The organism is Nocardia nova NBRC 15556 (assembly GCF_001613005.1).
GTDB classification, from domain to species: Bacteria; Actinomycetota; Actinomycetes; order Mycobacteriales; family Mycobacteriaceae; genus Nocardia; species Nocardia nova.
Map to the genome: position 1 here is coordinate 74274 of NZ_BDBN01000024.1, position 20336 is coordinate 94609.

At 67.8% G+C, this 20336-nt stretch carries 19 protein-coding genes and 1 pseudogene; 17 read left to right on the top strand and 3 right to left on the bottom strand.

The window, feature by feature from the left end; all coding sequences use genetic code 11:
- The first annotated feature begins 156 nt into the window (after nucleotides 1-156).
- From NN2_RS11075 to NN2_RS11140, 14 genes are all read left to right on the top strand, one after another.
- A complete protein-coding gene (locus NN2_RS11075; protein ID WP_063012908.1) occupies nucleotides 157-1056 on the top strand; it encodes a phosphotransferase family protein in 900 nt (299 codons plus the stop codon).
- 148 nt (nucleotides 1057-1204) lie between these two features.
- Nucleotides 1205-2062, top strand: coding sequence for an MlaE family ABC transporter permease (locus NN2_RS11080; protein WP_063012819.1), 858 nt, complete (start codon nucleotides 1205-1207; stop codon nucleotides 2060-2062).
- On the top strand, nucleotides 2062-2925 hold the full coding sequence (locus NN2_RS11085; RefSeq protein ID WP_063012821.1) for an ABC transporter permease: 864 nt from the start codon (nucleotides 2062-2064) through the stop codon (nucleotides 2923-2925). The genes NN2_RS11080 and NN2_RS11085 overlap by 1 nt, the downstream gene beginning before the upstream one ends.
- Nucleotides 2926-2929: 4 nt before the next feature.
- Nucleotides 2930-3988 carry an MlaD family protein gene (locus NN2_RS11090; RefSeq protein WP_063012823.1) on the top strand — a complete coding sequence of 353 codons (1059 nt, stop codon included), beginning with the start codon at nucleotides 2930-2932 and terminating at the stop codon, nucleotides 3986-3988.
- The gene (locus NN2_RS11095; RefSeq protein ID WP_063012825.1) at nucleotides 3989-4993 is read left to right on the top strand and encodes an MlaD family protein; all 1005 of its coding nucleotides are present in this window, start codon (nucleotides 3989-3991) and stop codon (nucleotides 4991-4993) included.
- Nucleotides 4981-6024 (top strand): MlaD family protein, encoded by a 1044-nt coding sequence (locus tag NN2_RS11100; protein ID WP_227462957.1) that lies wholly within the window; start codon nucleotides 4981-4983, stop codon nucleotides 6022-6024. The genes NN2_RS11095 and NN2_RS11100 overlap by 13 nt, the downstream gene beginning before the upstream one ends.
- On the top strand, nucleotides 6024-7127 hold the full coding sequence (locus NN2_RS11105; RefSeq protein ID WP_245658649.1) for an MlaD family protein: 1104 nt from the start codon (nucleotides 6024-6026) through the stop codon (nucleotides 7125-7127). Before NN2_RS11100 ends, NN2_RS11105 begins: the two co-directional genes overlap by 1 nt.
- Nucleotides 7124-8221, top strand: coding sequence for an MlaD family protein (locus NN2_RS11110; protein WP_245658651.1), 1098 nt, complete (start codon nucleotides 7124-7126; stop codon nucleotides 8219-8221). Before NN2_RS11105 ends, NN2_RS11110 begins: the two co-directional genes overlap by 4 nt.
- A complete protein-coding gene (locus NN2_RS11115; protein WP_063012829.1) occupies nucleotides 8218-9174 on the top strand; it encodes an MlaD family protein in 957 nt (318 codons plus the stop codon). Before NN2_RS11110 ends, NN2_RS11115 begins: the two co-directional genes overlap by 4 nt.
- 40 nt (nucleotides 9175-9214) lie before the next feature.
- Complete coding sequence (locus NN2_RS11120; protein ID WP_063012831.1) at nucleotides 9215-9844, top strand: hypothetical protein; 630 nt, start codon at nucleotides 9215-9217, stop codon at nucleotides 9842-9844.
- A 42-nt stretch (nucleotides 9845-9886) separates the two neighbouring features.
- The gene (locus NN2_RS11125) at nucleotides 9887-10690 is read left to right on the top strand and encodes an acyl-CoA thioesterase domain-containing protein (protein WP_063012833.1); all 804 of its coding nucleotides are present in this window, start codon (nucleotides 9887-9889) and stop codon (nucleotides 10688-10690) included.
- A gap of 130 nt (nucleotides 10691-10820) precedes the next feature.
- The gene (locus NN2_RS11130) at nucleotides 10821-13079 is read left to right on the top strand and encodes a glycosyl hydrolase family 65 domain-containing protein (RefSeq protein WP_156511306.1); all 2259 of its coding nucleotides are present in this window, start codon (nucleotides 10821-10823) and stop codon (nucleotides 13077-13079) included.
- A gap of 59 nt (nucleotides 13080-13138) precedes the next feature.
- A complete protein-coding gene (locus NN2_RS11135; RefSeq protein WP_063012837.1) occupies nucleotides 13139-13369 on the top strand; it encodes a hypothetical protein in 231 nt (76 codons plus the stop codon).
- Nucleotides 13366-14070, top strand: coding sequence for an MBL fold metallo-hydrolase (locus NN2_RS11140; protein ID WP_063012839.1), 705 nt, complete (start codon nucleotides 13366-13368; stop codon nucleotides 14068-14070). Before NN2_RS11135 ends, NN2_RS11140 begins: the two co-directional genes overlap by 4 nt.
- Nucleotides 14071-14102: 32 nt before the next feature.
- On the opposite strand, the gene NN2_RS11145 is transcribed toward NN2_RS11140, so the two are convergent.
- A complete protein-coding gene (locus NN2_RS11145; RefSeq protein WP_063012841.1) occupies nucleotides 14103-15065 on the bottom strand; it encodes an acyl-ACP desaturase in 963 nt (320 codons plus the stop codon).
- 287 nt (nucleotides 15066-15352) lie between these two features.
- On the opposite strand from NN2_RS11145, the pseudogene NN2_RS38520 reads away from it, so the two are divergent.
- From NN2_RS38520 to NN2_RS11155, 3 genes and pseudogenes are all read left to right on the top strand, one after another.
- Nucleotides 15353-17071 (top strand): annotated as a pseudogene (locus NN2_RS38520) (MFS transporter); the annotation flags it as partial.
- A 144-nt stretch (nucleotides 17072-17215) separates the two neighbouring features.
- Complete coding sequence (locus NN2_RS38525) at nucleotides 17216-18049, top strand: MSCRAMM family protein (RefSeq protein ID WP_227462965.1); 834 nt, start codon at nucleotides 17216-17218, stop codon at nucleotides 18047-18049.
- A 520-nt stretch (nucleotides 18050-18569) separates the two neighbouring features.
- Entirely contained in the window at nucleotides 18570-18905 is a 336-nt protein-coding gene (locus tag NN2_RS11155) for a hypothetical protein (RefSeq protein ID WP_063012843.1), read from the top strand.
- A gap of 89 nt (nucleotides 18906-18994) precedes the next feature.
- Here NN2_RS11155 and NN2_RS11160 read toward each other — a convergent pair whose 3' ends face one another.
- Together NN2_RS11160 and NN2_RS11165 are read right to left on the bottom strand one after the other, a co-directional pair.
- Nucleotides 18995-19465, bottom strand: a complete 471-nt coding sequence (locus NN2_RS11160; RefSeq protein WP_245658653.1) for a hypothetical protein — start codon at nucleotides 19463-19465, stop codon at nucleotides 18995-18997.
- Between the two features lie 89 nt (nucleotides 19466-19554).
- Entirely contained in the window at nucleotides 19555-20250 is a 696-nt protein-coding gene (locus NN2_RS11165; RefSeq protein ID WP_063012911.1) for a MerR family transcriptional regulator, read from the bottom strand.
- Nucleotides 20251-20336 lie beyond the last annotated feature (86 nt).

Sequence of the window (20336 nt, forward strand, 5' to 3'; positions counted from 1 at the left end):
CCTAACAGGGATGTGAGGCAGTCCCCGACCGCGCGAACGTGATCTCGACCTCAGTAATCGGTAACCACGATGTTGCACGAAACCGCGTCGCACGGTCCGCCGATCCCTCACAATGAGGGCAAGGATGAGGGATTCGGCAGGAACTCGGGTATGCGCATGACCGCACAGCTGGCTGGAAACGGAAATCTGTCGGTTCTGCGCGCCGCATGTCTGAGTGCCGGCATGGAAGCGGGCGGCGCACAGGAGGTGCGGTTCGGCGCGGGTACCGGTTACCGGTTGCCCAGCGGGGTCGTGGTGCGCATCAGCCACCCGGATCATCGGCCCGAGGCGCGCCGGGAGATCGAGGTCTCCCGCTGGCTCACCGCCTCCGGCGTCGCCGCGCCGCACACCCTGCCCGACGTGCGTCAGCCGCTCGAAATCCAGGGCCGGACGGTGACCTTCTGGCAGGTTCCGCCGCTGTATCAGCACGGCGCGCTGGACGATATGGCGCAGGCGCTGCTGCGATTACACAGCCTGGCGCCGCCGACGACGTTCGCTCTCGGCCAGCTGCAGCCGTTTCGCGGAATCGCCGAGTTGATCGCCACCGCCGAGCTGTTCACCGCCGACGACCGCCGCTGGCTGCGCGAGCATCTCACCGAATTGCGCGGGCGGTGGGCCGATCTGCCGAGCGGGATGCAGTGGTGTGTCATCCACGGCGAGGCCTGGGGCCGCGAATTCGCCGCCACCGTCGACCACGACGTCCTGATGCTGAACTTGGAGAACATGTCGATCGGCCCGCCGGAATGGGATCTGGTACCGACCGCGATCGCCTACGCCTCGCTGGGCTGGATCACCAGCGCGCAGTACGCCCGGTTCTGCAACGCCTACCACCTCGACGTCCTGCGGTGGCCGGGATTCTTCCTGCTGCGCGACATCGTCGAGTTGCGGATGACGATGGATGCCGTCCGCGCCGCCGTCGCCGACCCGGTTCACCTCCACCAGGCACGCTGGCGGCTGGCCTGTATCCGCGGCGACGAAGGTCCGCGGCAGTGGCCGGGCTGGGCGCCCCTGCACTGAAACCGTCTGGCCCTCACGCGGTTTCCCCCTTGCGCGAGCACGCGACGCCTCTCGCCCACAGATCAGAGCACCCATCTGGATTGGTGTCTGGAATGTGGTCCAGGTCATATGGTACGTTCTGCCGCATGGTTCGGCGGACGGAGGTTCGATGTCGACCACTGATCTGGATGTACACCTCGGGGGACGGGAACCCAGGGCGGCGCAGGTACTGCGCCGGAACTTCTCCGACACGGTGCTGTCGAGTCTCGCCACACTCGGCCGGGCGCTGCAGATGGGTTCCCATGCGATCCGGGTAGGCCTCGGCGATGCGGTGCGGATGCGGTTTCGGACGCGCGAAACCCTCACGCAGGCATGGTTTCTGATCAAGGTCACCGCGATACCGAGCGTGCTGATGGCGATTCCGTTCGGCGTCATCGTCTCCACCCAGGTCGGCAATATCGTCTCGCAACTCGGCGCGGATTCGATGATCGGCGCGGCCGGCGGGCTGGGGGTGATCAAACAGGGCGCGCCGATGGCCGCCGCGATGATGCTCGGCGGGGCCGGCTCGGCGGCCATCGCCTCCGATCTCGGCGCGCGAACCGTGCGGGAAGAGGTCGACGCCATGCGGGTCATGGGGATCGATCCGGTGCAGCGTCTCGTCGTTCCGCGCATCGCGGCGATGATGCTGGTCGCTCCGCTGCTCAACATCCTGATCATCGCTGTCGGCATCGCCTCCGGCTTCGCCGTCGCGGTCGCCGCGCTCGGGGTGACGCCGGGCAGTTACTGGCAGTCGTTCGGCGCCTTCACCACCACCCTCGATATCTGGGTGTCGCTGATCAAGGCGCTGATCTTCGGCTTCCTGGTGGTGATCATCGCCTGCCAGCGCGGGCTCGAAGCCGGGGGCGGCCCGCGCGGCGTGGCCGACGGCGTGAACGCGGCCGTGGTCATGTCGATCGCCGCGGTCACCGTGCTCAATACCGCGATCACGCAGGTAGTCACCATGTTCTTCCCGGTGAGGATGGCCTGATGACCGCGACCCCGTATGCGCCCGCGGGCCTGCGGTGGGTGCATCGCCTGGGGCGTCGCGCCCATCCGCTGCGGCCGTTCGAATCGATCGGCTTCGTCCTCGGATTCGGGTGGCAGGTGGTGTCGTCGCTGCCGTACACGCTGATGCACTACCGCCGCGAGACGGTCGTGGTGATCACCGACATGACGTGGGGCCGCGGTTCGGTGATCATCGGCGGCGGCGTGGTCCCGCTGATGTTGCTGCTCGGGGCGGCGATGGGCGCCTCCATCGGCATCGAGGCGTTCAGTGCGCTCAACCTGCTGTCGCTGGGTCAGCTCAGCGGCCTGATCTCCGCGTTCGGGGTGACCCGGGAGCTGGCGCCGATCGCGGCGGGGGTCGGCTTCGCGGCGCAGGCCGGCTGCCGGATGACCGCGGAGATCGGGTCGATGCGCATCTCCGAGGAGATCGACGCGCTGGAATCGCTCGGCGTGCGGTCGGTGCCGTTCGTGGTGACCACCCGCGTCATCGCCGGAATCATCGCCGTCGCACCGGCTTTCGTGGTGGCACTGAGTCTCGGCTATCTGTCGTGCGCGCTGATCGTCACCACCATCCACGGCACGCCGGCCGGCACCTACAACCACTATTTCGATCAGTTCGTGCTGGGCTGGGACGTCATCGCCGCGACGATCAAGGTGATGGTCTTCGCGGTCGCCGTCGTCCTGATCCATTGTTACCAAGGCTTTTTCGCGACCGGCGGGCCGGAGGGCGTCGGCATCGGCTCGGGGCGCGCGATCCGGGCCAGCCTCGTCTCGATCATCGCGCTCGACATGCTCACCACCATCGTCCTCTGGGGATTCCGGTCCCCCATCACGTTCACCGGATGACCCCATGCCTCCTTATGCCCTGCCCGGCACCGAGGTCGGGCCCCGCCGCGCGCGGATCCTCGGCATCGGTGCGGTCGCGCTCGCCGCGGTGCTCGTCGTCGGCTGGCGGCTGCTGCCCGACAGCCGACCGGCCGACGAGATGCGCGTCGATCTGGTCACCGCGCAGGTCGGCGAGGGAGTCGGCGCCGGAACCGATGTCCGGCTCGACGGTGTCCGGGTCGGCTCGGTCGCCTCGGTCGCCATGGCCGGAACCGGCCGGCAGCGCATCGGATTGACGCTGCGCCGATCCCAGCTGTTCGGCCTCACCGACGCGCTGACCGTCGACTACGCGCCCGGGAATCTCTTCGGAATCACTGCGCTGCAACTGAATCCGAACAGCGGCGGCACTCGGCTGCGGGACGGCTCGACCGTGGATCTGAGCGATCGCGACGCCGACCGGGTGCGCGATGCCACCCTCGCCGCGCTGCTGGAATCCACGGGCCGGCTCACCGACGACGTGCTGACCGCGAAACTCACCGAGGTGCTGCGCACCACCTCGCACGACATCAGCGCCTTCACCCCGCTGCTGCAGGCGATCGGCACGACCGCGCGCTCGTTCACCGAAACCCAGCAACTCCCACCGTCGATGGTGTTGGGCCAATTCGGCTCGGCGCTGCACGGTGTGCCGGCACTGCTCGCCGGCGCGGCCGAACTGTTGCACGCGGATCTGACGAATCAGCAGCTCGCGACGAAGGAGAACGTCGATCGCTTCTCGGAGATGTTCAATCGGGTCCAGAACGAGATGCTGCCGGTGGCGACGGAAACCCTGTACACGGCGCAGCGAAATTTCGGCGGGCTGCTGCCGATCGCCGTCACGATGCTCGACCAGGTCGCCGGTTCGGTCTCCGACCCGCGGCGTTCGGAGAGCGAATTGCGTGAACTGCTCGACCGTCTCGGCGCCGGCTTCCACGACTCGCCCTCGGGCCCGGTGCTGAACGCCCGCGTGGATCTGACCACCGTCCCCGGCTTGGCGACGCCGCTGGCAGCCCTGCTCGCCCACCAGACCGGTACGGGAGGTCGCTGAATGTCGACCCGCGCGTTGTGGATTCGAGTGGCCGTGTCCGTGCTGGCCATGGCCGTCGTCCTCGTCGGGGTGTTCCGGTTGATCGAGCGTCCGGTCAGCGGTGACACCGACACCTACACCGCGATTTTCACCGATGCGAACGGCTTGCGGCTCGGCGACGACGTCCGGCTCTACGGGGTGCAGGTCGGGAAGGTGCGCGGCGTCGACTTGGACGGAGCGCTGGCCCGCGTGCGCTTCACCGTCACGCAGGGCCATCCGCTCTACACCGAGACCAAGGTGGCGGTGCGATATCAGAACCTCACCGGTTTCCGGTATCTCGAGATCCAGCAGCCGGATCAGCCGGGTCCCCGCCGCCCGGCGGCAGCGGCCTTCGACACCGCGCACACGGTTCCGGCCTTCGACATCACCACCCTGTTCAACGGTTTGCAGCCGGTGCTGGCGCAGCTGTCACCCGACGATCTGAATCGGTTCGCGAGCAGTATGCTCGCCGTCGTCCAGGGCGACGGCAACGGCATCGGGCCGGCGCTCGACGCCATCGATATGCTGAGCCGGTACGCGTCCGACCGCGCACAGGTGCTGTCGGTCCTGGTGAACAATTTCGCCCAGGTTTCCGCGCATATGGCCGGGAAATCCGGCAACGCCATGCAATTGATGACGAATCTGACGGAACTGTTCGTCACCATCACCGACAAATTGCCCGGCCTCGTGCAATTCGGAATGGAAATTCCGCCGATGTTGCGCCCGCTGCTGGACCTGCTGGATGTCCTGGGCGTCACCGGTGAGAAGAACCGAGACCTGGACGCGCTTCTGCATCGTGTCCTTCCGAACCCGCGTCAGGCCGCCGATGTGCTGGGACGGCTGCCCGGATTGATCCAGACCATGACGACGACCATTCCCCAGACCGGGCCCGACGCGGCGATGACCTGCTCGCACGGGATCGCACCGGCGCCCGGACCGCTGGCCGTCCTGATCGCCGGACAGAGGATCACGCTATGCCATCGGTAGTCACCCCCGCGTCGGTCAGCGCCGCCCTGCGCACGCTCCGGCGCCGGATGTTCACCAGCCGCGACGAGCGCGGCGCCCAATTGCGCTGGGGCATCAGCGGAATAGTCGCGGTTCTCGTTCTGGTGGCGGCGATCGGCGTGATCGATGTCGTCGGAACCACGCCCGAGCGAACATATTCCGCCGATATCGCCGAGGCCGGTTCGATCCGCACGGGTGACGATGTCCGGATAGCGGGAATTCCGGTCGGCAAGGTGAAATCCCTGCGATTGCTTCCCGATCGGGTGCGGATGACGTTCACGGTGAAGGACGGGGTCGCCATCGGCGATCAGACCACCCTCGCGGTGCGAATGCTGACCCTCGTCGGCGGCTACTACCTGGCCGTACAACCAGCGGGATCGAACCCGTTGGGCAACACCGTCATTCCCGTCCCGCGCGTAATTCTGCCGTACAACCTCACCCAGGCTTTCCAGGACGCCGTCGAGCCCGTGCGGCGGACCGACGGTGACGCCATCCGCCGGGATCTCGCCGCACTGGCCGGTTCGATCGACAAGAGCCCGGACGCGCTCCGGCACGCCGGCCGGGCGGTCTCCGACATCGTCGCCATCATGGACCGGCAGAACGCGGACGTATCCCGGACGCTGGCGCTGACCGACGAATATCTGACGGCGCTGAACAAGAATTCCGACACCCTCGTCACCCTGATGCGGACCTTCGGCACACTCGAGAACGTCGTCGCGGACAATCGGGAACAGCTCAGCTGGGCGCTGCACGGCCTGGCCCAGCTGGTGCAGAAGCTGGTCCCGCTCGGACGGATCTGGGACGACTCGCTACGCGAACAGGCGCAGCCGCTCGTCGACGCGATCCCGAAGCTGCGGGAACTCGGCGACCGCATGGGCGCCCTGCTCGATTCACTGCACACCTTCGAGCAGCGCCTGACACCGCTGGTCCAGCCGGGCGGCGGAGTGAGCGTCGACCAGTCCGCCGCCACCGTCACCGGCATCTGTGTTCCGGTGCCCGGAGGGGGATGCTGATGCTGAGCAGGATTCTCGGATCGCGCGGCCTGATGTCGGCGGCGGTGGTGCTGGTGCTCGTACTGGCCGCGGGATTCGCCGTGACGATGAGCAGATCCGAACCGGCGACGCGCAGTTACTGCGCGCGGATGCCCGACAGCATCGGCCTCTACACCGACAGCGCCGTCACCGTCATGGGCGTTCAGGTCGGCAAGGTCACCGCCGTCGAGCCCGACAACGGCGCTGCCACAGTGCGTTTCACCGTACGCGCCGACCGCAAACTCCCGGCGGACGTCGGCGCGGTGACGGTCAGCCACACCATCCTGGCCGATCGCACTCTGGCGCTCATCGGCGCCGAACCCGCCGGAGCCGGTTGGGATCCGAGCCGATGCATCACCAAAACCCTGACGCCCAAGAGCATGTCGGAGACCTTCGACGCACTGGCGAAACTCTCGGATCAGCTCGACGCGTCCGGTGATCCCGCCCAGCGCACCGCCGTCGGTGACGGTCTCGACGCACTCGACCGGGCGACATCCGGCACCGGCGAGCAGCTCAACGCGCTCATCGGGCAACTCAGCCGGGCGCTCGCCTCCCCCGACGCGGCGATCGGACATCTCGGTCAGCTCATGGACGATCTCGCCGCACTGGCCCGTCGCGCCCGCAACGGATGGCCGGACCTGGAGAACATCGTGCCTCGGCTGACCCAGACCTTCTCCGATATCAACACCCTCGCGTTCCCGCCCGTGGCCGATCTCGTGACGGCGCTGGCCGGGCTGCTTCCGGAACTCAACGAGGTGATCATGAAGCTCGGCTCCCCCGCGCTGCGCGCGGTGAACGACATCCCCGGCCTGTCGAAGCTCATCGCGTCGGGAGTCGGCTCACTCGCCGAGATCATCCGCATGACCCCGGCCCTCGCCACCGGGTTCTCCGACGCGGTCGATCCGGTCAGCGGCGACTTCACCATCGGGTACGCGCCACCGAAACTGGCTCTGCCGCAGGCACAAACCGACCAGATCTGCGCGGCGCTGCGGGCGGTCGCGGGGCAACAGTGCGGGACCCCCAGCAATGGTGTGGTGACGGTGCCTGCGCTTCCGGTTCTCCTGTCGGCGGTGAGCGCGAAGTGACACGACCCTCTGCGAAACTCCGCCGGATCTGCGCCCGCACGCTGGTCGCCGCCACCCTCGCGGCATCGGCCGGGGCCTGCGGTTTCCAGCCGGCCGACGTCCCGGTGCCGGGCACCGGTGTCGGCGGACCGACCTACCATCTGCGCATCGAATTCGCCGATGTTCTCAATCTGCCGCAGGGCGCCAAGGTCATCGCGGACGGCGTGCGGATCGGGCAGCTCACCCACATCACCGTCGTCGACCCGGCGCCCGCCACCGGCACGGCTCCGGCGCGCACCGGCTATGTGATCGCCGATGTCGCGATCCGCACCTCGGTCCGGCTTCCGGTCGGCACCACCGCCCAACTGCGGCAGGCGACTCCGCTCGGCGACGTCCACATCGCACTCACCGAACCGGCCCACCCAACGGCCGGCGAGATCCGCCCGGATGCGACGATCCCGATCTCCGACACCCGCCCGCAACTTCCCATCGAGGACATCCTCGCGCAGCTGGCCACCTTCGTCGGCAGCGGCGCGGTGCACGACATCCAGAACATCGTGCAGAACGTGAACGGGATCATGCCCCCGAATCCGGCGGTGACCGCGCGGATATCGGAGGTCCTCGGTTCGGATCTCGGTGACCTTGCCGCACATACCGATTCGATTCACCAGTTGGTCAGCGGTATTCAGGCCACGGTCGACGAGGGCCTGCTGAATCACACGTCGACGTGGGATCCGCTGCTCACCCCGGACGGTGTGCAGCACACCACCGATGTGATTCGCGCCGAGATCGGTGTCGTCTTCGTCCTCACTGCCCTCGGCCCGTTCGCGCCGTCGACGAAATGGCTGGGGCCGGTGCTGGATTCGACCACGGCCGCCGCGCGCGCGGTGGTGCCGATGTTGTTCGGCAGCGCACCGCTCGACACCGGCTCCCCGTCGAATATGGCGACACTGACGAATCTGCTGCAATCGCAGATCATTCCGTTCGCCGAGCGCGGACCGAAGATCAACCTGGTCGGCGTCGCGATGCCGCCGTCCGCGGCCGTCGGCACGACACCCGAGCAACAGACCTCCCGCATCATCGACACGCTGCGGATGATCGGAGCGGTCCGATGAGAATTCGATCGATCGTCTCGCTCACGGCGATCGCCGCCGTGCTCGTCTTCGGCATCGTCTACATGACGGTGGGCGTCCTGCACCTCGATCCGCGCAAGTCTTTCTTCACCGCCGATCTCCGGCTCGCCGAATCCGGTGGGCTGGGCCCGAATTCGCCGGTGCTGTTCGACGGGGTCGCGGTCGGCAAGGCGGAGACGGTACGCAAACAGGCCTCCGGCGTGCTCGTCCGGCTGAAGATCGACGACAAGTATCACATCCCGGCTACGAGCGAGATCCATATCGAACAGCTGTCGGCACTCGGCGAGCCGTACATCGAATTCGCCTCGACGAGCCCGGCTGGGCCGTATCTGCGTGACGGACAGACGATGTCGACCGAGCGGGTGCACCTGCCGATGAGCATCACGGCGCTGTCGACGCGGGCGGTCCAGCTGCTCGAGCAGATCCACCCGGAGGCGGTGGCGCGGCTGGTCGACACCTTCGACACCGCGCTGAAGGGTACCGATCAGGCAATGCGCACGCTGCAGCACTCGTCCGACCTGCTGGCGGCCACACTGCTGAGCCGTACCGGCGCCATGCGGCAACTGTTCGCCGACATGCAGGCCCTCGGCGGGAACATGGACTGGCTGGGGCCCTCGCTGGAAAGCGCCGGACCGCAACTCGGGCTGTTCGGCACCATGTTGATCAAGATCGTCGAGGGCGGGTCCGTGCTGTCGAACAAACAACCCGTGGACAACTACTACACCGGCGACGGCCTCGTTCCGTTCCTCGGGCAACTGACCGAGCTGCTGAACAAGTTCGGGCCGGGGGTGGCGCCATTGGGCCCGGCCCTGCAGCCGGTCCTCACCGAGGCCGTGCACAGCTCGCCCCATATCGACGTCAGCGCGCTGATCAGCCAGGCGCTGCAGGGCGTCGATCCCGACGGGACGCTGCATTTCCGGATCGCCGTCAAATAGCCGAGTACCAGCCAGCCCGACCGGCAGGAGGAACGAACCGATGAGCACAGCAGTAGACGACAAGGACATCCGGGCGGCGGAGGCGGACAAGGACGAAAAATCCGGTGCCGCACAGCCTTCCGCGCCCGACACCGAGCGGCGGGCGCCGCTGACGATCGCCGTCCGGCTCTCCACCGCAGTGACCACCGCGGTGATCGTCGCCTTGCTGGCGGTCGGCATCGTGTTCGGGTGCCTGTACTTCTCGGCGCGTTCCACCCTGTCCGATCGTGACGCCGCGGCCGCCGGCGACAAACACGCCGAGGACATCGCGTCGAAGTACGCCGTCGGCGCGTCGACCATCGACTATCACGATGTGAAGAGCTGGATCGAGCGGTTGAAGGCCGGCACCACCACGCAGCTGGCGGCAAAATTCGACGCGACCGCACCGCAACTCGAGCAGATCCTGCTCCCGCTGCAGTGGACATCCAAGGCGACGCCGCTGTCGGCCGCGGTGACCTCCGAATCGGACGGCATCTACAAGGTCAACGCCTACCTGGACGTGACATCGACCAGCGCGCAGACTCCCGACGGCGGTCGCACCACCGTGACCTACTCGCTCACCATCGACCGCAACGCGGACTGGAAGATCACCGACGTCGGCGGGTTGCAGAACGCCCTGCCCACCAAGTGAGTCGGGCGAAGGCCGCCGGCGGCGATAGGACACTATGAGCTGATGACCGATATGCCTGCCATGTTCACCGTCGACGACGCCGGTCGGTACCTGCCCCGGAAGTGGGCGTACGGCCGCTGGGGCGCGGACATGCTCAGCGGCCCCGCCGTCTGCGCGGCCGCCGCGCGCACCCTCGAACGGGAACACGGGCTGGCCGGTTTCGTGCCGGCTCGATTCACCATCGACCTGTTCAAGGCGGCGAAGGGACAGCCCCTCGAGGTGCACACCGAAGTGATCCGCGCCGGGCGGCGGATCCACATCGCCTCGGCCACGGTGCGCCAGGGTGAGGTCGAGGTCGCGGAAGCGCGCCTGGTTCAGCTGCGCGCCACCGAGACCCCTCCGGGCGAGGAGTGGCATTCCGAGCATCCGTTCGACCCACCCGCCGACGCCGGGGTGGATTGGTGGTACCGCAGCGACAACGACTGGTCGACGTCGATGGGCGACCACCAGAACTCCGGCCGCAAAAGCCTGTGGGCGGTGCCGCTGGGAGCGGTCGAGGGTGAGGAGCGCAGCGCGTTCGTGGAGGCCGTGGTCGCCGCCGAGTCCACCAGCCTGGTGACCAACTGGGGGTCGCAGGGCATCGGATACATCAACGCCGACCTCACCGTGGCACTCGACCGCCTGCCCGTCGGCGACCGGATCGGGCTGCGGGCCGAGACCCACCTCACCGCCAACGGTGTATCCGTCGGCACCGCAACGCTTTTCGATTCCCGCGGGCCGATCGGCACCGGCATGGTGACCGCCGTCGGCAACGCGGCCGCCCAGATCGACTTCTCCGCGAACGGGATCGACTTCTCCGAAGACTGAGGCGCCGGGCGATATTTCCGGCCCGATATCGGACCGCGCCGCGCGTGTCGGGTTGACCACGCGACGGCCAATTCCGACGATCGTCGGGGTGAGCCCGATCCGAAGGACGCCCGCTGCGCGGCGTCGGCGCTTGTGGCCGGTAGTGATCGTCGTCCTCGGTGTGGTGGCCGCACCGCCACCGGTGGCCACCGCGATCCCGGCGGACGAGCTGTGGTCCTCGACAGCGGAATCGTTCGCACCCGGCGATTTCCACGCCGCGCCGTATCTGGGCAACGGCCGGATCGGGACGGTACTGCCGCCCAGCGGCGGCGGCTACCACGACTACGGCGACGCGGCGCGGACCTCCTTCCCGCTGCAGCAATCCCGTTATACCGGAACGTATTTGGCGGGCTTCTACGCGCAGGCCGCACTGTCACCGGAATACCTCCGGTCGCCGCAGTACACCCAGGTGATCGCGGCGTTGCCCGCGTGGACGGATCTGGCCGTCGAAGTCGACGGTCACCGCTACGACGCGGACGTGGACCCGGCCACCGTGCACGACTACCGGCAGACGCTGGACTACCGCACCGCGACGGTGACCACCCGGGCCGACTGGACACCGGATCCCGAGCATCGGCTGCGGCTTCGCTACGACACCTTCGTCTCTCGCGACCGGCCGGATCTCGCGGTGCAGAGACTGACCGTCACACCCGAGCGCCCGGGCGAGCTCGCGGTCGTCGACCGGATCGACGGCGCGGCAGCGCGGCGGGTGGTCCCGGTGACGACGACGGCCGATCCGAGCAGCGGACGCACGGTGTCGGGAGTCCGCGCCGAGAGAACCTCCGATACGGCATTCGTGGTGTCGTCCGTCGATTCGCCGCCGCAGGCCGCGGGCACCGCGCTGCCCGGCGCCGACGGGATCCGCTATCTGCTGCCCGTCACCGGGAACGACAGCTACACCTTCACCGCCTACACCGGCATCTCCTCCACCGACTACGGATCCGATCCCCTGGCCGCCGCCACCGCCGCGGCCGAATCGGGCCGCGCCCAGGGGTTCGACGCCACACATTCCGCCCACGCCGCGCAGTGGGATCGGTTGTGGCAGCCCGCCATCGAGACTCCGGGGCGCACCGACTACACCCGATGGATCCGCGCCGCGCTGTATTCCGTTCTGGCCAGCGTGCGCGCGGGCGAGCGCTGGTCGGTGCAACCGGCCGGACTGTCGTCCGACGACTACGGGGGCATGACGTTCTGGGATGCCGAGACCTGGATCTTCCCGACGCTGCTGGCGCTGTATCCGGACCTGGCTCGCACCGTGGTCGAATTCCGCGCCGCCGCACTGCCTGCCGCCCGGGCCAACGCCCGCGGCTACGGACTGCCCGGTGCGCTGTATCCCTGGGACGACGGGCCCGCGCAGCGCTGCGCCTCCCCGATCGGCTGCGGCCTGACCGAGGAACATCTGCACAACGAGATCGCCCTTGCCCAATGGCAGTACTACCTGGCCACCGGCGACAGCGAATGGCTGCGCACCCATGGCGCGCCGGTGATCACCGCGATCGCCGACTACCTGACCGCGCGGATCGGGCCGAAACTGCCCGACGGCGCCTACCATTTCGCCCCGGCCGCCGGATCCGACGAGTACGTCGCCTTCTCGGTCGACAACGCGCTCACCAACGGCGGCGTGCGCAACACGATGGACATCGCCGCCCGGGCCGCCGCACTCTCCGGTCTTCCCGTCGACCCGCGCTGGGCCGATATCGCAGCGCATATGGCGATGCCGCCCGATATCGCGCCCGGGGTGCCCGCCGAATATCTCGGCTACACCGGCGCCCCGATCAAACAGGCCGACACGGTGTTGCTCAGCTACCCGTTCACCTACGCGGCGCCCGGCTATTCGCCGGCCGCGACCACGCGGTACTACTTCGACCGCACCGATCCGGACGGCCCGAATATGAGCAACAGCGTCGGCGCGATCCTCAGTGCCCGTTACGACCCCTGTCGCACCCAGTACTACCTGGACCGATCCGTGCAGCCGTATGCCCGCGAGCCGTACGGATTCCAGGCCGAGGCGCGCGGGGACCGGTCGGGTGCCAACGCGCAGGGGCAGTCGGCGTGGATCTTCGTCACCGGTGCCGCGGGATTCCTGCAAGGACTGCTCTACGCACCGCTCGGATTGCGCTGGACCGAGGGCGGCCCGTCCATCGATCCGATGCTGCCAGGCGGCTTCCCCGACGGCCTGACCATTCGCGGCCTGGCGATCGGCGCCGCCCGGACGACCGTTCATATCACGCCCGCGAACACCACGCTGACCCTCACCTCGGGCGACCCGATCACCCTGCAGACGCCGGGTGGCTCCGTCGAACTGGTTCCCGGACAACCCCTTTCGATCCCCACCCGCGCCGCGTGCTGAGACGTACAGCGGATGTGCGACGGGGCCACCGGCGGGCCCCTCGCGACGGAGCGGCCCAGGTGAGCGGTGCGCGGTTGCGCGATGCGGCAACCGCAACCACCATCGCCGGTGTGCAGAACCACTTCGACCTCGGCGACCCGCAGCAATGGGTCACCACACTGCGCCGCAACGCGGCACCCGACACCGCAGTCGTCCCGCGCTCGCCGAGCGCGCGGACGCGGGAGCACACCGCCGCCGGCCGGTCGCGGCCGGCCGGTGAACGGCACGAGCGCGGGAGGATCGCCGCATGAGCGCCATCGAGCAGGTCGCCGATTCGGTGTACGTGGTGGCCGGAACCAACGTCAACTGGTCGCTGATCACCGGCGATTCCGGCGTGGTCCTCGTCGACGCCGGCTATCCGCGCGATACCGGCGCGGTACTCGATTCGCTTCGCCGGATCGGCCACGAACCGGCCGATCTGGTGGCGATTCTGCTGACCCACGCCCACCTCGACCACATCGGTGCCATCCCCACCCTGGTCGAACGCACGGGTGTGCCGGTCTACACGGGCGCGGACGAGGCCGCGCACGCGCGTCGCGAATATCTGCAGCAGATCACCCCCGTGGACATGGCCCGCCAGCTCGGCACTCCCGGTGGACCGCGGTGGGTGTTCCAGACACTGCGCGCGCTGGGCGGCCACGTCCGCATGAGCGTCCCTACCGCCACCAGCTACGACGAGAACACCCTGCGGCAGTTGCCCGGCGGTATCGTGGCCGTCCCGACGCCGGGGCACACCACCGGCCACACCGCCTACCTCATGCCCGACGAGGGCATCCTCTTCAGCGGCGACGCCCTGGTCACCGGCCATCCGCTACTTCCCGACACCGGACTCCAAGCACTACCCGAGGTCTTCAACCACGACGAGACACAGACCCACACCACCGCGGAATCCCTGATCGCCCACCGGCCGCGGCTGCTGATACCGGGCCACGGAAAACCCATGGCCCGCTGATCTCACCGGCCCAGCCGATTTCACCGGCCCGGCTACACCCGCGCCGGATCCCGGGTCTGCGCCTTCGCCGCTTCCCGGGCCAGGATGCGCGCCCGCTGCTCCTCGAAGCGCACGACGTCGCGGCCGAGCTTGTCGAGATAGTCGGCGAGCTCCTGGCGGGCGCGCTCGCCCCGCTCGGTGAAATCGGTGCGGCCGAAGACATTCCAGTGCCGCAGTACCGGATTGAGCACCTCGTCGAGATGCTGGCGCAGATCGTAGATGCCGTGCTTGACCATCAGCACACCGTTGCGCCGCCAGTTCGGCATTCCGGTGCCGGGCATGGCGAAATTCTTCGCGATCTCGGTGACCGATTCCATCGCCTGATCCGGCGCCAGATCGAACGCCGCCGCCGCGATCGACCGGTAGAAGATCATGTGCAGATTCTCGTCGGCCGCGATCCGCGCGAGCATGTGGTCGGCGATCGGATCGCCGCACACCCGGCCGGTGGAGCGGTGGCTGATGCGAGTGGCCAGCTCCTGGAACGTCACGTAGACGACCTGGTCGAGCATGCCGTGGAAGTACTCGGGCGCGTGCACGCCGCGCGTCATGTGCACCATCCGGTCCTGCTCCAGCGCCACCGGATCGACCCCGCGGGTGACCACCAGATAATCGCGCATGGCGATGGCGTGGCGGTTCTCCTCGGCGGTCCAGCGCCCGACCCAGGTGCCCCAGGCGCCGTCGCGGGAGAAATGCTCGCTGATGGTCCGGTGATAGGAGGGCAGATTGTCCTCGGTGAGCAAATTGGTGATCATGGCGACCTTCGCCACCTCCGACAGACGAGACTGTTCGGGATCCCAATCGACACCGCCGAGTGCGGCGAAATTGCGGCCTTCGTCCCACGGCACATAATCGTGCGGATGCCATTCCTTGGCGGTGGCCAGATGCCGGTCCAATTGGTCCGCGACGACCGGCTCCAGTTCGGTGAGCAACTGCAACTGCGTTAAATCCTTTGGCATGCAATTCCTTTCGAGAAGGTAACCATCGGGTTTACGACACACAAGGGCGATCCGAGAGCAGTGTTGCGCGGCGATACGCTACCCGTCGACCTATGGTTGCCGGAAGTTTCCGCCGCTGTGTCCCCGGTTCGAGAGCGTCGATCACGTCGCACACCGATTACGTGCCCGCCGAATCAAACCTAAAGTCCGGACAATTCGGACGTGACATACTCCTCTTCAATTAGTTAGCCATCGCAACTATATTATTTGGAGACCCATTCCGTTTTCCTGTCGATGAGGGAGAGAACTTGGCTTCCGCCCAACCTGCCGAGGACCTGGATGCCTCCGACATCCAGACCGTCGGCCGCCGGCTCCGGGTAGATCACGACCACCCGCACTACAAGTGGGTGGCACTGTCGAATACGACCCTCGGCATGTTGATGGTCACGATCAACTCGTCGATCGTGATCATCTCCCTGCCGGCGATCTTCCGCGGGATCCACCTCGATCCGCTCGAACCCGCCAACGTCAGCTACCTGCTGTGGATGCTGATGGGCTTCATGCTCACCTCCGCGGTGCTCGTGGTGATGTTCGGCCGCCTCGGCGACATGTTCGGCCGAGTGCGCATCTACAACCTCGGCTTCGTCATATTCACCGTCTGCGCGATAGCGCTGTCGTTCGATCCGTTCGATCTCGGCGGCGGTGCGATATGGCTGATCGCCTGGCGTGTGGCGCAGGGTGTCGGCGGCGCGATGCTGATGGCCAATTCGACGGCCATCCTCACCGACGCCTTCCCGGCCAGGCAGCGCGGCATGGCTCTGGGCATCAACCAGGTCGCGGCGGTGGCCGGTTCGTTCCTGGGTCTGCTGATCGGTGGTCTGCTGGCCGAATGGGATTGGAAGGCCATCTTCTGGGTCAGCGTGCCGTTCGGCATCCTCGGCACCATCTGGTCCTACAAGTCGCTGCACGACAACGGCGCACGCACACCCGGGTCGCTCGACATCCCGGGTACCGTCACCTTCGCCCTCGGCCTGACGGCGCTGCTGGCCGGTATCACCTACGGCATCCAGCCCTACGGCGACTCCAAGACCGGCTGGGGCAACCCGTGGGTGCTGACCGGAGTCATCGGCGGCATCGTGCTGCTCGTGCTGTTCTGCGTCATCGAGGCGAAGTCGCGCCAGCCCATGTTCCACCTGAGCCTGTTCCGCAACCGGACCTTCGCGCTGGGCAGTTTCGCGAGCCTGATGGCCTCGATCAGCCGCGGCGGCCTGCAGTTCATGCTCATCATCTGGCTGCAGGGCATCTGGCTGCCGCTGCACGGCTTCGACTTCGAGTCGACGCCGCTGTGGGCCGGTATCTACATGCTGCCGCTGACCATCGGCTTCCTGGTCTCGGGACCGCTGTCCGGCTATCTGAGCGACCGTTTCGGCGGGCGGTTGTTCGCCACCGGCGGCCTGTTGCTCGCCGCGATCACCTTCGTCCTGCTGATCGTGATCCCGGTGAACTTCAACTACTGGCTGTTCGCGCTGATCATCCTGCTCAACGGCCTCGGCATGGGCATTTTCACCTCACCGAACACCGCCGAGGTCATGTCCGCGGTCCCGGCCTCGCAGCGCGGCGTCGCCTCCGGTATGCGCGCGACGCTGATGAACGGCGGTATGGCGCTGTCGATCGGCATCTTCTTCTCGCTGATGATCGTCGGCCTGTCCGGCACCCTGCCCGGCGCGATGAATTCCGGGCTGAAGGATCAGGGCGTCCCCGCCGACGTCGCGGGACATATCGCGGATATGCCGCCGGTCGGCAGCCTGTTCGCCACCTTCCTCGGCTACAACCCGTTCAAGGAATTGCTCGGCCCGAGCGGCACATTGGACAAGCCGGGGGTGCACGCCGATGTGCTGACCGGCCAGGAGTTCTTCCCGCACCTGATCTCCGACCCGTTCCACTCGGGCTTGGTGGTGGTGTTCCTCGCCGCCGCGGTGATGATGCTGCTCGGTTCGATCGCGTCCTGGTTCGCCCGCGGCGACTACGTCGAACACGAGGCGCAGGAACTTGCCGAAGCGGCCGGCGCCGGTCTGATCACCGATGCGGACGCCGAGGCCGAAACCGGCCGGCCGGCCACCAACGGACATGCCGTACCCGCCGGTCGCCACGCGCTCGCGGCCACCGCGGTGATGCCCGCGGCGGCTCCGCCCGCCCGGTCGCAGCGTTCGATCACCGGACGCGTGCTGCGCACCGACGGTCATCCGCTCGACGGTGTGGCGCTGACGCTCATCGATCAGCAGGGACATCAGGTCTCGCGGGCCACCGGTGATCCGCAGGGCGGGTACGTGATCGATCCGCCGGCCCCCGGCAGCTACGTGCTGATCGTGTCGGCCCGCGGACAGCAGCCGACCGCGGTCACCGTCTCGGTCGACGGCCGGCCGCAGCGCCTCGACGTCACACTGCACGGTTCGGGTGAGTTGTCCGGCTTCGTCCGCGCGGCGGGCCGGGCGGTTCCCGACGCGACCGTCACTCTCACCGATCTGCGTGGCCAGGTCGTCGGCGCGGCGGTCACCGATGCCGACGGCGGATACCTGTGCTCGGGTGTCGTGGGCGGCACCTACACACTCGTCGCGGTGGCCGCGCATCTGCGCCCGGCCGCCATGACGCTGACCGTGCCCGACAGCGGCGTCCTGCACCACGATGTGGAACTGACCCCGCTGGCCGTGCTCACCGGCGCGGTCCGGGCCGGCGACCGGGCGGTGCCCGACGCCCTGGTCACGGTGCTCGACGAGACCGGCGCGGTACTCGGCACCGCCCGCACCGACGGCGACGGCCGCTACACCGTGACCGACCTGACCGAAGGCACCCACACCGTGGTGGTTCGCGGCTACCCGCCGCGCGAGGGCCGGGTCGAGGTCGCCGGCGGCGCGGTCGAACACGATGTGCGACTCGGCTACGACCTGCCCTCCGGCAGCGACGCCACCGAACCGGACCCCTCGGAACCGGCATACGACCGGGACTGACCGAGATCGGCCGAGATCGTCGGCCTCCGCGTGGCTCCAGCACAGTGCGGTGCTGGGGCCACGCGTGTTTCGGCGCGAGGAGACGACACGGCAGGGATGCCGATCGCCCTCTCGCTCCGAAATGTATTGCGTAGCAACCTGATTAGCCGAACATTTTCGGGCAGGACGCGACATCGGCGCGGCACTGCGGATTTCTGGGTCGACGGGCGCCTCGGATCGACATTCCCCATCCAGGCCACCTGCGGAGCAGAGGGCATGCGGCGGCGATGAAAGTGCCCTGAACGCCTGTCCCCGTTGATCTTCGGCACACTCCGCGGGGCGCCGAAAAATGGCCGCTACCTGCGCGGAACGATTTCCGCCTCAGCAAACTCGACCGGACACCCGGCCGCCGGTGGCGCAGCCGCTGCTTGTCACGGCACGAAAAACGCCGTTAAGCTCGAGTTTGCCAGAAAGATGCTGAGACTGAAGCTCCCTGGCCACCGAGTTCGCCCGCGTGTAGTCGACTCGAGGATGGACCGACATGACCTTCCTTGCCCTCGGATATCTGCGCAGAGATGTCTCGCGACGGCACCAGCATTGGGACGAGTCCCAAATCCGATGGCTGGCAGGGCGTCTGGGCTACAACCTGTGCAAGACCGTGGCACTGAGCAACCGCACCATCGATCCGATCCAGCAGTTGATCGACGCGGTGGTGCGCCTCGATGCCGAGGCCGTGGTCGTTCCGAGCCTCGACCACTTCGCCGACCGGGTGATCCCCGCCGATCTCCTCGCGATCACCGACGTCATCACGGTGACCCCCGAACACACCTATGCGCGCTGGGCCGGCGGCGAACTACCCGAATTGCACGGCATCTGATCGGCCCGGAAAAACCCTGGTGCGCAATCCGTCCGGCTTCCGTCCATCGGAGTGCGGGCGAATTGCGCCACCGGGGTTCGCCGGCGGAATCAGCTGCCGGTGATCTGCTCGTAGTAGAAGAAGTGGTGGCCCTTCGCATCACAGGAGAAGCTGCCGTGGAACCCGACCGCACAGGTCGACCCGGCGTGCGAGACCGCGGGTCCGGCCGTCGGCCCGGACCCGGCGCTCTGGCCGTAGGTCGAGATGTCCGGATTGCCGCCGGGCAGGGTATGCGGAGTCCCGGCATCGAACCCCGGATGCGCGGGCGCCCACGGCACGTCGATGACGACCTCGCGGACCGGGAAGGGCACCGGCACCGACACATTGCCGCCGAGCTGGATGGACATCCACGTCGGATCGGCGAGGTCGCATCCCACGCTGCCGTCGTCGGCGATCGAGCAGTTCAACCTCCCCGCGGCGAAGTACACGGGCCCGGGAGTGTCGGCGCCGGCCACGCCGCCGAACGCCAGCGGCGCCGCCGCACCGGCCATCGCCAACGTACGCACGATCCATCGTTTCACGCTGCCTCCTTGGGTGTGATCATGTTCCTGACGTACCCATCGCCCCACCGCCACAACCCATTACGGCGCGCCGCGCCTGTCCGGACCGGCTACCGGACCCGATCCATCTGCGTCAGGTACTCGTCGAGGCGAGCCGCGCCGGTCACGAGATGTCGGCTGCGGGTGATCAAGCGGTCCTGCCACGCATCGAGAAAGGTACTCAGCGCCTGCGCGCCGCCCGCCGCGCGCAACGACTCCAGGAACTGCGCGACCTGCGGGAGCAGATAGCCGCCGCGACGCAGTTGCCTGGCGATTTCGGCGTCGCGCACGCAGTCCGGGCCGTACCGGCGATAGCCCGTCACGCGGTCGCGTTCGGGGCGCAGGATGTCGTGAGTTTCCCAGGTACGCAAGGTAGCCGGGTGTACCCCGAGCCGGCGCGCGAGCTCGCCGACGGTCAGAGGCGGGCCGGGAACCGGTGTGGGCGCGGCGGACAGGCCGCTCAAGGCCGCGGCGACTTCGGTGCGAGTGCCGCGTTCGGTCAGCAGCGCGACATGTGCGGCGTCGATGAGCCGGTAGGCCGATTCGAGGTCGCCGCGATGGATCGAGCGCATGATCTCCGCGGCCTGCCGATGTCCGTGCCCGGCGCGAAGGGCGAGGAATGCGCGCAGCGCCACCGCGTGCAGCACGGTGTAGCGGCGATACCCGGCGTCTGTGCGCTCGGCCGGCGGCAGGATGCCCGCCTCGTCGTAATTGCGGATCGCCTGAGCGGACAATCCGTGTTCGCGGGCGAGATCGACGGGTCGCAGGACGTACCTCCGTTTGAGACTTCTACGGGTGTTTTTGCAGCTCGCTTCGGCAGAAGTTTCACCCGAACCTTCAACGATAGTGTCGA

What these genes read in the sequence shown, in the direction of transcription:
- NN2_RS11090 (WP_063012823.1), top strand. Translation starts at nt 2,930, where the DNA reads ATGCCTCCTTATGCCCTGCCCGGCACCGAGGTCGGGCCCCGCCGCGCG.
- NN2_RS11155 (WP_063012843.1), top strand. Translation starts at nt 18,570, where the DNA reads ATGACCTTCCTTGCCCTCGGATATCTGCGCAGAGATGTCTCGCGACGG.
- NN2_RS11125 (WP_063012833.1), top strand. Translation starts at nt 9,887, where the DNA reads ATGACCGATATGCCTGCCATGTTCACCGTCGACGACGCCGGTCGGTAC.
- NN2_RS11120 (WP_063012831.1), top strand. Translation starts at nt 9,215, where the DNA reads ATGAGCACAGCAGTAGACGACAAGGACATCCGGGCGGCGGAGGCGGAC.
- NN2_RS11140 (WP_063012839.1), top strand. Translation starts at nt 13,366, where the DNA reads ATGAGCGCCATCGAGCAGGTCGCCGATTCGGTGTACGTGGTGGCCGGA.
- NN2_RS11145 (WP_063012841.1), bottom strand. Translation starts at nt 15,065, where the DNA reads ATGCCAAAGGATTTAACGCAGTTGCAGTTGCTCACCGAACTGGAGCCG.
- NN2_RS11115 (WP_063012829.1), top strand. Translation starts at nt 8,218, where the DNA reads ATGAGAATTCGATCGATCGTCTCGCTCACGGCGATCGCCGCCGTGCTC.
- NN2_RS11075 (WP_063012908.1), top strand. Translation starts at nt 157, where the DNA reads ATGACCGCACAGCTGGCTGGAAACGGAAATCTGTCGGTTCTGCGCGCC.
- NN2_RS11085 (WP_063012821.1), top strand. Translation starts at nt 2,062, where the DNA reads ATGACCGCGACCCCGTATGCGCCCGCGGGCCTGCGGTGGGTGCATCGC.
- NN2_RS11080 (WP_063012819.1), top strand. Translation starts at nt 1,205, where the DNA reads ATGTCGACCACTGATCTGGATGTACACCTCGGGGGACGGGAACCCAGG.
- NN2_RS38525 (WP_227462965.1), top strand. Translation starts at nt 17,216, where the DNA reads ATGCCCGCGGCGGCTCCGCCCGCCCGGTCGCAGCGTTCGATCACCGGA.
- NN2_RS11100 (WP_227462957.1), top strand. Translation starts at nt 4,981, where the DNA reads ATGCCATCGGTAGTCACCCCCGCGTCGGTCAGCGCCGCCCTGCGCACG.
- NN2_RS11095 (WP_063012825.1), top strand. Translation starts at nt 3,989, where the DNA reads ATGTCGACCCGCGCGTTGTGGATTCGAGTGGCCGTGTCCGTGCTGGCC.
- NN2_RS11105 (WP_245658649.1), top strand. Translation starts at nt 6,024, where the DNA reads ATGCTGAGCAGGATTCTCGGATCGCGCGGCCTGATGTCGGCGGCGGTG.